This is a genomic window from Rhodanobacter sp. GW835-FHT13D09 (assembly GCF_058793995.1).
Window position 1 is genome coordinate 404,169 of sequence record NZ_JBXAGL010000002.1, and the last position, 12,917, is coordinate 417,085.

Sequence of the window (12,917 nt, forward strand, 5' to 3'; positions counted from 1 at the left end):
TCCGCAAAATTTTGCGTGTTATCGATCGCCATTCGCAATTCTTCATGGGGAAAACGATGAACAAGTTTCCGAGTAACGCGCGGCCCCTGCTGCGTCTTTCCGCGCTGTCGGTAGCGCTGGGCATGTCCCTGGCCGGCACCGCGCTGGCGCAGTCCAACATCACCGGCTCGATCTTCGGCCAGGTCGGCGCGAAGCAGGGCGATACGGTGCTGATCCAGAACGCGGATACCGGCTTTACCCGCTCGACCACGGTGGACGCCAGCGGCCGCTACCGCTTTTCGTCCCTGCCGGTTGGCAACTACAAGGTCACGCTGCAGAACCACGGAACCACGGTCAGTAGTCGTGACAACATCACCGTGGTGATCTCGGGCGGTTCGGAAGTATCGTTCGCCTCGCCGGAACAGACCACCGAGTTGGGAGCGGTTTCAGTCACGGCCTCCTCGCTGCCGTCCATCGACGTGTCGTCGGTGGACACCCGCACCGTGCTGACGGCCGAGCAGCTGCAGAAGCTGCCGCTGTCGCGTGACGTGCTGGCGGCGGCCCTGCTGGCCCCCGGCGTCATCCAGGGTTCGAGCTACAACGCCCCGAGCTTCGGCGGTTCGGCGGCTTCCGAGAACGCCTACTACATCAACGGCTACGCGGTCACCAACCCGCTGACCTCGATCGGCCTTTCGACCTTGCCGTTCGATGCCATCGACCAGGAACAGGTGCTGACCGGCGGCTACGGTGCCGAATTCGGCCGTTCCACCGGCGGCGTGATCAACATCGTGACCAAGCGCGGCAGCAACGAATGGAAGGCCGGCGTCTACAGCATATGGGCACCGCAGACGCTGCGTTCCGACCCGCGCAACATCTACTTCGCCAACACCGGGTTCTACGGCTCGGGCAGCCGGACGCCGACCGACGGCACGCTGTACCTGAACCGCAATCGCGCGCAGTACTGGACATCCACCGTGGGCGCCTACGTCGGCGGCCCGCTGATCCAGGACAAGCTGTTTTTCTACGCGAATGCCGAGGTGAGCCGGCAGGAAGGCGACAGCGTCCGCTACTACACCAACTCCTCTGCGTTGAACCTCAAGCAAGGCTGGAACGATTACGCCTACAAGAAGCCGCGCTGGACGGCGAAGATCGACTGGAACATCAACGACAGCAACATCGTCGAACTGACCGGCATCTCCGACAAGACCCAGTACGACGCCAAGTATTCGCCGTACAGCTATGCCACCGACAGCCACGGCAGCACGCAGACCGGCGGCGTGTACACCAAGGACGGCGGTGAGCTCTACGTCGGCAAGTACACCAGCTACATCACCGACAACCTGACCGTATCGGCGCTGTACGGCACGCAGAAGATCGATCACGTCAGCACGCCCTTGAACTACGATCCGGCCTGTCCGTACGTTTCGGTGAATGCCCAGACTGCCGTCCCTGGCCTGACCTACAACACCTGCCAGAAGGCCACCCCTTACATTCTGGTGCCCGGTGCCAACGACAAGACCCGTGGCGGCCGGCTGGACATCGAATACCGCATCGGCGACCACGACATCCGCGTGGGCTTCGACAAGCAGATCGCCGATTCGCTGACTGGCAGGAGTTATCCCGGCGGCTACGGCTGGATGTACGGTTGGCAGAAGAGTCCGACGGCTGCAATCGACGCCGGCAACGGCGTGGGCTCACCGTCCGCGGCTGGCGGTCTCGGCACGCAGGGTTACTACGTCTATCGCTATTACAACACCCAGCTGGCCCGCGTGAAGACCGAGCAGGAAGCCCAGTACATCGAGGACCGCTGGCAGGTGAACAGCAATCTGCTGCTGTCGCTCGGCCTGCGCAACGAGCAGTTCACCAACTACAACAGCAACAACCAGCCCTACGCGCGCCAGCGCCATCAGCTGGCGCCGCGGCTGGGCGTGTCGTGGGACGTGTTCGGTGACTCCAGCCTCAAGGTGTTCGCCAACGCCGGCCGCTACCACCTGGCGATGCCGAACAACGTGGCGGTGCGTGGCGCCTCCGGCTCGCTGATCACCAGCGAGTACTTCACCTACACCGGCGTCGATCCGCGCACCGGTGCGCCGACCGGCCTCAGCCCGATCAGCGTGGACCGGAGCAAGGGCGCCACCTGCGGCAACACCAACCTGATCTCGACCAATCTCGAATGCGGCCAGGCGCCCGACCCGCGCACCGTGGCAGCCAAGGGCATGAAGTCGCACTTCCAGGACGAGTACATCCTCGGTGCGGAATACCAGGTCAGCCCGACCTTCGTGACGGGCGCCAAGGTCACCATGCGCAAACTGCGCAGCGCGATCGACGACACCTGCACCCAGACGCTGGGTGGCCGCTGCTTCCTGTTCAACCCCGGCCAGGCCAACACCTTCCTGCTGGAGCAGCCCGACGGCAGCTTCACCGAGGTGCACTACACCAATGCCCAGCTCGGTTTCCCCAAGCTGAAGCGCAAGTACGCCGCGCTCGACCTGTTCGTGGAGCATCCGTTCGCCGACAACTGGTACGGCAAGATCGGCTACACCTTCTCGCACAACTACGGCAATACCGAAGGCCAGCTGCTGTCCGACCTTGATACCGGTGCCGGTGGCCAGGCCGACGTGTCGGTAACCCAGGACTGGGACAAGCCGCAGCTGATGGTGGGCTCCAACGGTTCGCTGCCGAACAACCGCAAGCACCAGATCCGCGCGTTCGGCTACTACCAGTTCAGCAAGGAGTGGCGCGTCGGCTCCACCGTGCAGGTGGCATCCGGCCGCCCCAAGAGCTGCCTCAGCTTCTGGCCGGATGCGACCACCAAGGGTATCTACAACTCCTCGAGCTACCACTACTGCGGCCTGGCCATCCCTGGTTCGCAGGTCGTGTATGCCCCGCGCGGCACCAGCGGGACCACACCCTGGACCTACAGGCTGGACCTCAACGCGGCGTACGCGCCGGCGTGGGCGGACAGCAAGCTGACGCTGCAGGTCGATGTGCTCAACGTGCTGAACCGCCAGACGCCGCAGTACTACAACATGCGCTACGCGAGCAATCGCAGCACGGTGAACCCGCTCTACGGTCGCGTGTTGAACTACACCGATCCGAGGACGGTACGCTTCACCGTGCGTTACGACTTCTGACGACGCCTCACTCGTAGAGAAATCGGCTCCGCTCCGCATGTGGGGGCGGAGCCTGTCTCCCAGAGATTCGCCGCCGGACGTTTCGGCGGCGTTTTTTTAGGTAAGACCCTTCCGTCGGATGCCAGACGTGCAGATACCGTCGGAGCCTAGCTGTCGAGCTTCAACAGCTTGTTTGGCTGAGCGCGAGTCTGGACACGTGTGCCGGTCACCTACTTCAGCGTGGTCTGGCTGGTGATCACCATGCTGCCGTTCTCCACGTGCATTTCCGCGTCGATGCGGTCGACGCGTTCGGCCTGGAATTTCATCGCGGCGAACTGCGCCTTGGAGCGCTTCAGCTCCAAGGCCGCGCTGGCGGCATCCTCGGTCTCGTCGACCGAGGGCTGGTCGTTCTTACCGAGCGTGGCGGTGACCGCGGCCAGGTTGTCGATCTTGTCTTCCATCAGCTGCAGCCAACTCAGGTACATCGCGCCGCTGATGTGCATGCGGCCGAGCTGCCCGGCATCGCCGGGCGGATCCTTCAGGGTGTCGCCGAGGCGCGCATCCTCGCCGGCGCCGACGCCGAGTGCGAGCGCCTTGTCGCTCATCGCGATCCAGGCGGACTGGCCCAGTATACCGACCATGTCCTTCGGCAACGGCAGCGGCTTGCCGTCGTGGCCCGGCTTCAGCTGGGCCAGTGCAGGCACCATCATCTGGCCCATCGCGAACAGGCCGTCGGGGTTGTTGGTGCCCAGCACGAGGCGTCCGCTGAACGTGGGCATGGCGGCGTTCGCGGCCGGCGGCACCAGCGAGTCCAGCGCGACGCGCAGGCCGAGCATGTCGCCGAACGGCGGGATCGCCGCCTTCTGCATGACCGGGCCGAGCTTGGCGAAGCTGTCGTTGAGGTCGGTCAGCGAGGGGCAGCTGAACGGCTTGGCGGCCACCGCCTCGGCCTGGGCCAGCCAGAACGTGCGCAGGCTGGCGACCGGCAGGGCCAGGCTCAGGTCGAACGGCGCAGTGCCGGCGTGGCCCAGGCCGGGCAGCTCAACCTTGAGGCCGGCGAATGCCTTGCCGATGTCGTCAGCCAGCGCCACGTCGAAGCGTACGTCCTGGTGCTTGGCGTCGAGCCGGGTGTAGCCGAAGCTCATCGCCGGGACGCGGGCGGCGATCCGGGCGGCATCGGTGGTGCAACTGGGCGAAGTCTGCAACTGGGTGGCCACGGGCTCGCCGGTCTTGGCCGCGATGGCTTCGGCATGGGCCTTCTGGATCGCGCCGATCAGCGCATCCTTGCCGCTGATCGCCAGCGGCAACGCGCGGGTCAGGTCCAGTTCGCCGACCAGCCACTTCTGGTAGCCCCTGGCCTTGGCCAGCGTGGCCAGGCGGCCGTCGTCCTGCAGGTTTTTCTGCGGCCGGTCCAGGCCCAGCGCCTGGCGCAGCAAGGGCGGCGCGGCGTCGGCGGGCAGCAGCGCGGCCACCGCCTGCTTGCCGACCGTGGCGAGGATCATTTCGGTGCCCGAGGCCGGGAACGAGTATTTGCGGTAGCCCTGCTGGCCTATCTTGGCGACGTCGAGCTTCTTGCCGTAGGCGGTTTCCAGCCGGCCGACGAAGCCGTCGAAGGCGGCCGGGTCGCTCAGCTCGAAGCGCAGCACCGGCGCCAGGCCCAGGCCGTACAGCGCGGAGTGGCCCTTGAGGTTCAGGCCTGCGCCCTGGGCGAAGCTCTCGACCGTCTTGCCGTCGAACTCGGCGCGCAGCGCGCGCAGCAGCTGGGCGCCATCGGGATCCTTCACCGCCACCCGGTCGGCGGTCGCCTCCAGCTGGGCCAGCTGGGATGGCAGTTGCGCGTCCGCCTGGGCGAGCAGGGCGGTGCGGGTACCGTCGTCGAGCACCTCCAGATTGGCCACCACGTACGGCGTGTCCGCCGGCACGAAAGCCAGCGGCGCATCCTTGTCCTTGTGCCCGCAGGCGGCCAGCATGGCGCCGGCCAGGCCCAGCGCGATGCATCGCGTCATCGATCGCATGTTGATCCCCAGAGAGGTGGTGGGTACTGCATTCGCCATTATGCCCGCTTGCGTCGGGCGGAGGCGGTTCAGCGGGCCAGCACCTCGTTCAGCACCGCCATGCGCACGAACACGCCGTTGCCGACCTGTTCGAGGATGCGCGACTGCGCGCCGTCGGCCACCTCCGAGGCGATCTCGATGCCGCGGTTGATCGGCCCCGGATGCATCACCAGGCAGCCCGGGGCGGCCAGCGCCAGGCGCCGCCGGTCGAGTCCGTAACGGGCGAAATAGGCGACCTCGTCCGGCAGTTCGATGCCGGCCATGCGCTCCTTCTGCAGGCGCAGCATGATCACCGCGTCGGCGCCGTCGATGGCCTGGTCGAAGTCATCGTAACGGCGGCCCTGCGGCATGTCGTCCGCCGCCGGCATCAGTTCGGCCGGGCCGCACAGGCGGACCTCCTTCACGCCGAGGGCGGTGAAGGCATGGATGTCCGAGCGGGCCACCCGCGAATGCCGGATGTCGCCGCAGATGACCACGGTGAGGTTGCCGAAGTCCGGCCGGTGCTGGCGGATCGTCAGCGCGTCCAGCAGGCCCTGGGTGGGATGCGCGCGGTTGCCGTCGCCGGCGTTGATCACCGACACCCCGCTCATGGCGTGGCGCACCAGCTCTTCCGGGGTGCCCGAGCGCTTGTGGCGCACCACGATCGCGTCGAGGTGCATCGCTTCCAGTGTGTGCAGGGTGTCGAACAGTTCCTCGCCCTTGCTGGTGGAGGACAGCCCGATGTCGAAGTTGACCACGTCGGCGCCGAGCCGCCGTGCCGCTAGCTCGAACGAGGTGCGCGTGCGCGTGGACGGTTCGAAGAACAGGTTCAGCACGGTGCGCCCGGCCAGCACGTCGAGCTTGCGGGTGCCGTGCGCGCAGGCGTCGCGCAGGGACTCGGCGCGGTCGAGCAGGCGCTCGATCGTCTCGCGCGGGAGATTTTCCAGGGTGGTCAGGTGACGCAGGCGAGGGCTCATGGCGGCAGGGTCTGGAGGTGGAAAGGGGGAAGTCCGTTCAGTGGCCGCGGTTCCCGGCCACCGGCGCCTCGGCACCGGCGAGCCAGCGTTCGAGGATGACCGCCGCCGCCTCGGCGTCGATGGTGGCGGCATCGCGGCGGCGCCTGAGGCCCGCCGCGCGGGAGGCGGCGAAGCGCCGCGCGGCTTCCTGCGAGCTGTGCCGCTCGTCGACGAGCACCACCGGCAGGCCGTAGCGCTGCTGCAGGGTGGCGGCGAACCGGCGGGCGCGGCGGCTGGCGGCCTGCTCGGCGCCGTCCAGGGTCAACGGCAGGCCGACCACCAGGGTGTCGGGCCGCCATTCCCGATGGAGCGCGTCGAGCCGGTTCCAGTCCGGTTCGTCGTCGTGCACCGCCAGCACGGCCAGCGCCCGCGCGCTGGCCGTGAAGGTATTGCCGATGGCCACGCCGGTGAGCCGGCTGCCCACGTCGAAGCCGAACAGGCAGCTCATGCGTGGCCTGCATAGCCGGACAGCTGGCGCGGGTCGACCCCGACCAGTCCGGCGGCGGCGCTCCAGCGTTCCTCCAGCGGGGTGTCGAACACCACGCGGCCGCACGCCTCGGCGGTGAGCCAGGCGTTCGCCATCAGTTCCTGTTCCAGCTGGCCGGCGTCCCAGCCGGCGTAGCCGAGCACCATGATGGCCTGACGCGGGCCTTCGCCGGCGGCCATCGCGACAAGGATGTCGCGCGAGGTGGTGACCGACCATTCGGTGTTGATGCGGTAGCTGGAATCCCAGTCGCCGGGCTCGCGGTGCAGCACGAAGCCGCGCTCCTGCTGCACCGGGCCGCCGATCAGCACTGGCGCGTCGGCCAGTTCGCTGTCCGCGCATTCGAGTTTCATCTGCGCCAGCACGTCGCCGAAACGGTATTCGGACAGCTGGTTCACCAGCAGGCCCACCGCGCCGTCTTCGTCGTGCTGGCACAGCAGCGCCACGCCGTGCGAGAACGGCGGATCGGCCAGGCCCGGCATGGCGATCAGGAAGTGCCCGGTGAGGGTCGAGGACTGCACGGCGGTCATGCGCACATTGTAAGCGCACGGCGCGGCGTGCGCTGCAGGCCGGGAGGGCCGTTCAGCGAGTCTGCAGCACGTTGTTGGGTTGGAAGCGCCAGGTGCGGGTGATATTGAGCTCGTCGATGCGCTCGTTGCTCCGTGGCGCGGGCGGGAACGGCGCGGCCAGCCGCACGATGCGCTCGGCGGCCGCGTCCAGCACCTTCTGGCCTGAGCTCTGGATCACCTCGATGTTCTTGATGCTGCCGTCGAGGTCGAGCACCACGGTGAGCAGCACGTCGCCGTGGAGGCCGCGGCTGCGGGCTTCTTCCGGGTAGTTGAGATTGCCGACCCGCTCGACCCGGTCGGACCAGCCGCGCATGTAGGCGGCATAGGCGTATTCGCGAGTGCTGGCGGTGAGGTACTTCACCTTCGGCCGCTTGGCGTAGTCCGCCTTCTTCCTGCTCAGCTCGGCGGCCAGCTGGGCGATCGCCTGCTGACGCTTCAGTTCGTCGGCGCTGGGGGTCGGTTCGTGCGGATCGACCTCGGTCTGCGCGGTATCGCTGGTCACGCGGAAATCGGTGGCGCCGCTGGTGGTGACCATGCGCGTCGGGGTGGCTTCGCGCGGCTGCGGCGTGGTGGCTTCGACCGGTTGTGCCGCGATGCCGGGGTCGGGTTTGGGGATGGCGCCCGAGAACAGCTCCGACGGCCGCGCGGCGCGGTCGCTGCGGCCGCCGCCGGTGTTGTTGGCCTGGGCCAGGAAGTCCGCCTTGTCCGGCGCCTGCTGGTTGGCCACGTTGACCAGGGTCACGTCCAGCGTGGGCAGGCTGGGCGCGGGCTTCACGAAGTGGAAGGTGATGCCCAGCAGCAGCACGCCGTGCAGCAACAGCGAGAACAGCAGGGTGGCGCCGATCGGATCGGGCGACGGGTTGACGGTTGCGGTGGCGCTCACGCGTTGCGGTTTCCGGTGACGTGCCGGTCGATGACATCGAACAGCTGGCCGGCAATGTTAAGCCCGAACTGCGCGTCCAGTTCACGCACGCAGGTCGGGGATGTGACGTTGATCTCGGTCAGGTAGTCGCCGATCACGTCCAGTCCGACGAACAGCAGGCCGCGCCGGTGCAGCTCCGGCGCCACCTGGTCCACGATCCAGCGGTCGCGCCCGGACAGTGGCACGCCGACGCCGCGGCCGCCGGCGGCGAGGTTGCCGCGGAATTCGTCGCCTTGCGGAATGCGCGCCAGCGCGTAGGGCACCGGCTCGCCGTCGATCACCAGGATGCGCTTGTCACCGGCGCTGATTGCGGGAATGAATTTCTGCGCGATCGTGAATTGCCGCCCTTCGCCGTGGGCGTCGCCGCCGAGCAGGGTCTCCAGCATCGAATTGAGGTTGCCGTCGCCGGTCCTGGCCCGGAAGATGCCGCGCCCGCCCATGCCGTCCAGCGGCTTCAGCACCACCTCGCCGTGTTCGGCGGCGAACCGGCGCAGCTCGCCCGGATCGCGCGAGACCAGGGTCGGCGCGATGCACTGCGGGAATTCCAGCGAGAACAGTTTCTCGTTGCAGTCGCGCAGCGAGCGCGGGTCGTTGATCACCGCCACGCCGCCGCGCTGGGCTGCTTCCAGCACCATCGTGTCGTAGATGAACTGGGCGTCGACCGGCGGATCCTTGCGCATCAGCACCACGTCGAGCTCGCGCAGGTCGCGCCACTGCGCCGGGCCCAGCGTGAACCAGTGCTGCGGGTCCTCGCGCACCTCGAGCGGGGCAGTCCGCGCCCAGGGCTCGCCGTCGCGCAGGGCCAGGTCGCCCTGCTCGAAGTAATGCAGCGAATGGCCGCGGCGACAGGCCTCCAACAGCATCGCGAAGCTGGTGTCCTTGGCTATCTTGATCGCGCTGATGGGATCCATCAGCACGCCGACCGAAAGGGTCATCATGATTCTCCGTGGGTGGTGACCCGTGAGGCGGGTCGGGATCGTCAGGCCGCTATACTAAGGCGGATGCGGGAAATCCCGTGCCACGTCGCTGTTGCCGGCGGCCGGATGGTGCCAATATGGGTCACGTTGTGGGGGTGGCAGGCAGCAGGGATGATTATTGCTTGACAGTCTCAGCGGGCAGGCAGTAAACAGCAAAGCCTTGGATATCCCGCTACAGCGCGGTCTTATCGATGGTTCGTTTCGACTTTTTTGCTGCGCACCGTCCGGCATGGCCATTGCTTGCCATGGTGCCTATCCTGAGCTCGAATGAGCCGCAGGGGGGGAGTAGGTGAATTTGAACATGAGTGCTAATGACTTGGCTGGTCTCAAGGTCATGGTGATCGATGACTCCAAGACCATCCGCCGCACCGCGGAGACCCTGCTCAAGAAAGAGGGTTGTGAGGTACTGACCGCCGTCGACGGCTTCGAGGCATTGGCCAAGATCTCCGACCAGAAACCCGCGATCATCTTCGTCGACATCATGATGCCGCGACTGGACGGCTACCAGACCTGCGCGCTGATCAAGAACAATCCGCAGTTCCGCGCCACGCCGGTGATCATGCTGAGTTCGAAGGACGGCCTGTTCGACAAGGCGCGCGGCCGCATCGTGGGCGCCCAACAATACCTGACCAAGCCGTTCACGCGTGACGAGCTGCTGGGTGCCATCCACCGCCATGTCGGCACGGTCTCGAGCCACTGACTGCAGATTCTGAGGGGGGCTTGTGGCCAATATTCTCATCATCGACGACTCGCCGACCGACGTGCGGGTGTTCACCACGCTGCTTGAACGGGCCGGGCACCAAGTCGTCGCCGTCAGCACCGCCGAGGAAGGCATCGAGCGCGTGCGCGCCGATCTTCCGTCGCTGGTCATCATGGACGTCATCATGCCCGGCATGAATGGCTTCCAGGCCACTCGCACGCTGACCCGCGATCCAGTCACCTCGGCGGTGCCGATCGTGATGATCACCACCAAGTCGATGGAAACCGATCGCGTATGGGGCCTGCGCCAGGGCGCCCGTGCGTTCATCACCAAGCCGGTGAACGAAAAGGAACTGCTCGCCTGCATCAACGAATTGCTGCCGAGCGCGACGTGAACGAGCCCGTCAACCGCACTCCGTTCGAGATCCTGGCGCGGTACGAGCGGCTGTCGCTGGCGCACGCATCGGATACGCAGGAGAAGTTCGAGGCGCCCGGCCTGTGGCGTGGGATCGGCTTCCGCGTCGGCTCGCGCCTGCTGGTCAGCGGCATCGACGAGATCAACGAATTGCTCGCGGTGCCGGCGCTCACCCCGGTGCCGGGCACGCAACCGTGGCTGCTCGGCGTGGCCAACGTGCGCGGCAACCTGGTGCCGGTGGTCGATTTCGGCCGCTTCCTGTTCGGCGAACGCACGCAGTACACCGACCGCACCCGCCTGCTGGTGGTGCGCCAGGGCGGCGGCAGCGTGGCGCTGCTGGTGGACGAGGTGTTCGGCCAGCGCACCGTGGACGAGGAACAGCGGCGTGAGGCCGGAGCCGAGGATGATCCGCGGCTCGCCCGTTTCGTCGACAGCCGCGTGGGCGAGCAGCAGCTGGCGATGTTCAGCATGAACCGGCTGGTGCGCGCACCGGATTTCCGGCAAGCCGCGGCCTGAAGCCGCGGCTTGCCGCAGTGGCATGAAGGGCTGGCGCCTGCAGGGCCGGCAATCTCGGGACGGGCATTCCCTGGCGGTGCGTGCTCTGCGGAGCCGGTGACGTAATCAGTTAGACGGACGAGGTGAACATGAGCACTACAGGGGGCGTCAGCCGGGAGCGCGGTTACACCGTACTCATTGTCCTGCTGCTGATCGCGATGGGTTTTGCCGCGCTGGATTTCTTCATGCTCAACCAGAAGAACGGCGAGGACCGCCAGGCGATTGCGCTGACCACGCAGATCCAGGTGCTGTCGCAGCAGACGGCGAAGTTCGCACTGGAGTCGGCAGACGGCAACACCGACTCGTTCAGGGAACTCGAATCCACCCGCAACTCGATCGATTCGGCGGTGCAGAAGCTGGGCAAGGGCGATCCCGGTGGCAGCATGAAGCCCTATGCGGACAACAACGCCACGCCGGCCGGCCGCGCCGTGAGCGCGCTCGACGCCTCGTGGAGGCAGCTCGACGCCGACATTGGCAAGATCCTCTCCAACAAGGCCGTCGTGCTCGATTCCGGACAGCGCGCCGCCACGCTGTCGCAGCAGATGCCGCTGCTCAACTCGAGCATGGAGCAGGTCGTCAACATCCTGCAGCAGCGCAACGGCAGCGCCGAACAGATGCTGGGCACGTCCCGCCAGATGCTGTCCGCCGACCGTATCATCCGCCGCGTGCAGGAAGTGCTGCAGGGTGGTGACAATGCCCAGTCGGCGGCTGACGGCCTGTCCCGCGACGCGCAGCTGTACGGCAGCGTGCTGAAGGGGCTGCTCGAGGGCAACCCCGACAGCGGCGTGCGGCCGATCAACGACGCGAACGCGCACAAGATCCTCACCGAAATGGATGCCGGTTGGGCCCAGTTGGCCGACCCGGTGGCCAGGCTGATCACCGCCGCCAGCAACATCGCCGACGTGAAGCGCGCGGGCAACCAGGCCTCGCTGGATTCGCAGACCGTGCTGTTGCGCGCGAACGATCTGTCCGAGCAGATCGGCAAGCTGCCGCTGCGCCGACTGTTCCCCAACGTGTGGTGGGGCCTGCTCGGCGCGATCGCTGCGGTGGCGTTCGCCCTGTTGCTGGTCATCGCCCTGGTGCGCGATCAGCGCCGCCGGTTCGCGCAGAGTACCGAGCTGAACCAGCGCAACCAGGAGGCGATCATGCGCCTGCTGGACGAGATGGGTTCGCTCGCCGAAGGCGACCTGACGGTGAAGACCACGGTGTCGGAGGACATCACCGGCGCCATCGCCGACTCGGTGAACTACGCCATCGACGAGTTGCGATCCCTGGTGACCACCATCAACGAGACCTCCGAGCAGGTGTCGTCCTCGGCGCAGGAAACCCAGACCACCGCCCGCCACCTGGCCAACGCAGCCGAGCAGCAGGCGCAGCAGATCAGCACCGCGACCTCGGCGATCAACCAGATCGCCAGCTCGATGGACGACGTGTCGAAGAACTCCGCCGAGTCGGCCGACGTGGCGGAACGCTCGGTGAAGATCGCCTCGCACGGCGCCGAGGTGGTGCGCGAGACGATCTCCGGCATGGATTCGATCCGCGACCAGATCCAGGAGACCTCCAAGCGCATCAAGCGGCTGGGCGAATCCTCGCAGGAGATCGGCTCGATCGTGGAACTGATCAACGACATCGCCGAGCAAACCAACATCCTGGCGTTGAACGCGGCGATCCAGGCGGCCTCGGCCGGCGAGGCGGGCCGCGGTTTCGCCGTGGTCGCGGACGAAGTGCAGCGGCTGGCGGAACGCTCCACCAGCGCCACCAAGCGCATCGAGGCGCTGGTGCAGACCATTCAGTCCGATACCAACGAGGCGGTGAACTCGATGGAACAGACCACCGCCGAGGTGGTGGCCGGCGCGCGCAAGGCGGAGGACGCCGGCAGCGCGCTGGGCGACATCGAGCGCGTCTCGCACGATCTGTCCTCGCTGATTCAGAACATCTCCACCGCGGCGCGCGAGCAGTCCGCGGCGGCGACCGACATTTCGCATTCGATGAACGCGATCCAGGAAATCACCTCGCAGACCTCGCAGGGCGCGAGCCAGACGGCCGACTCGATCGGCACGCTGGCGCAACTGGCGAGCGACCTGCGGCGCTCGGTGGCGCACTTCAAGCTGCCGGGCTGACAACGGGCCTGGCTGGTATGGGCATTTTGACGGGG

Annotated in this window: 11 protein-coding genes; 5 read left to right on the top strand and 6 right to left on the bottom strand. The window is 66.9% G+C overall.

The features are described 5' to 3' along the window. Window positions 1–56: 56 nt before the first annotated feature. The gene (locus AC1Q5A_RS04635; RefSeq protein ID WP_492698789.1) at window positions 57–3,113 is read left to right on the top strand and encodes a TonB-dependent receptor; all 3,057 of its coding nucleotides are present in this window, start codon (window positions 57–59) and stop codon (window positions 3,111–3,113) included. Window positions 3,114–3,322: 209 nt separating this feature from the next. On the opposite strand, the gene AC1Q5A_RS04640 is transcribed toward AC1Q5A_RS04635, so the two are convergent. The 6 genes from AC1Q5A_RS04640 to gshB all read right to left on the bottom strand — a co-directional run bounded on the left by AC1Q5A_RS04640 (window position 3,323) and on the right by gshB (window position 9,051). Then, on the bottom strand, window positions 3,323–5,107 hold the full coding sequence (locus tag AC1Q5A_RS04640) for a hypothetical protein (protein WP_492698792.1): 1,785 nt from the start codon (window positions 5,105–5,107) through the stop codon (window positions 3,323–3,325). A gap of 68 nt (window positions 5,108–5,175) precedes the next feature. Continuing rightward, window positions 5,176–6,102, bottom strand: coding sequence for an aspartate carbamoyltransferase catalytic subunit (locus AC1Q5A_RS04645; protein ID WP_492698795.1), 927 nt, complete (start codon window positions 6,100–6,102; stop codon window positions 5,176–5,178). A 37-nt stretch (window positions 6,103–6,139) separates the two neighbouring features. Further along, a complete protein-coding gene (ruvX, locus tag AC1Q5A_RS04650) occupies window positions 6,140–6,589 on the bottom strand; it encodes a Holliday junction resolvase RuvX (protein ID WP_492698797.1) in 450 nt (149 codons plus the stop codon). Further along, complete coding sequence (locus AC1Q5A_RS04655) at window positions 6,586–7,155, bottom strand: YqgE/AlgH family protein (RefSeq protein WP_492698799.1); 570 nt, start codon at window positions 7,153–7,155, stop codon at window positions 6,586–6,588. The genes ruvX and AC1Q5A_RS04655 overlap by 4 nt, the downstream gene beginning before the upstream one ends. Window positions 7,156–7,207: 52 nt before the next feature. Continuing rightward, window positions 7,208–8,077, bottom strand: a complete 870-nt coding sequence (locus AC1Q5A_RS04660) for an energy transducer TonB (protein WP_492698801.1) — start codon at window positions 8,075–8,077, stop codon at window positions 7,208–7,210. Next, window positions 8,074–9,051, bottom strand: a complete 978-nt coding sequence (gshB, locus tag AC1Q5A_RS04665; protein ID WP_492698804.1) for a glutathione synthase — start codon at window positions 9,049–9,051, stop codon at window positions 8,074–8,076. Before gshB ends, AC1Q5A_RS04660 begins: the two co-directional genes overlap by 4 nt. Window positions 9,052–9,394: 343 nt before the next feature. On the opposite strand from gshB, the gene pilG reads away from it, so the two are divergent. From pilG to AC1Q5A_RS04685, 4 genes are all read left to right on the top strand, one after another. After that, on the top strand, window positions 9,395–9,793 hold the full coding sequence (pilG, locus tag AC1Q5A_RS04670) for a twitching motility response regulator PilG (RefSeq protein WP_492698806.1): 399 nt from the start codon (window positions 9,395–9,397) through the stop codon (window positions 9,791–9,793). Between the two features lie 22 nt (window positions 9,794–9,815). Then, complete coding sequence (locus tag AC1Q5A_RS04675) at window positions 9,816–10,187, top strand: response regulator (RefSeq protein WP_492698808.1); 372 nt, start codon at window positions 9,816–9,818, stop codon at window positions 10,185–10,187. Next, window positions 10,184–10,723, top strand: a complete 540-nt coding sequence (locus AC1Q5A_RS04680; protein ID WP_492698811.1) for a chemotaxis protein CheW — start codon at window positions 10,184–10,186, stop codon at window positions 10,721–10,723. The genes AC1Q5A_RS04675 and AC1Q5A_RS04680 overlap by 4 nt, the downstream gene beginning before the upstream one ends. A 128-nt stretch (window positions 10,724–10,851) precedes the next feature. Next, a complete protein-coding gene (locus tag AC1Q5A_RS04685; RefSeq protein ID WP_492698813.1) occupies window positions 10,852–12,882 on the top strand; it encodes a methyl-accepting chemotaxis protein in 2,031 nt (676 codons plus the stop codon). Window positions 12,883–12,917: the final 35 nt, after the last annotated feature.

Bases quoted from the DNA above. Each gene is read 5' to 3' on its own strand.
- AC1Q5A_RS04645 (WP_492698795.1), bottom strand. From the start codon at position 6,102: ATGAGCCCTCGCCTGCGTCACCTGACCACCCTGGAAAATCTCCCGCGC.
- ruvX (WP_492698797.1), bottom strand. From the start codon at position 6,589: ATGAGCTGCCTGTTCGGCTTCGACGTGGGCAGCCGGCTCACCGGCGTG.
- pilG (WP_492698806.1), top strand. From the start codon at position 9,395: ATGAGTGCTAATGACTTGGCTGGTCTCAAGGTCATGGTGATCGATGAC.
- AC1Q5A_RS04655 (WP_492698799.1), bottom strand. From the start codon at position 7,155: ATGACCGCCGTGCAGTCCTCGACCCTCACCGGGCACTTCCTGATCGCC.
- AC1Q5A_RS04640 (WP_492698792.1), bottom strand. From the start codon at position 5,107: ATGCGATCGATGACGCGATGCATCGCGCTGGGCCTGGCCGGCGCCATG.
- AC1Q5A_RS04685 (WP_492698813.1), top strand. From the start codon at position 10,852: ATGAGCACTACAGGGGGCGTCAGCCGGGAGCGCGGTTACACCGTACTC.
- gshB (WP_492698804.1), bottom strand. From the start codon at position 9,051: ATGACCCTTTCGGTCGGCGTGCTGATGGATCCCATCAGCGCGATCAAG.
- AC1Q5A_RS04635 (WP_492698789.1), top strand. From the start codon at position 57: ATGAACAAGTTTCCGAGTAACGCGCGGCCCCTGCTGCGTCTTTCCGCG.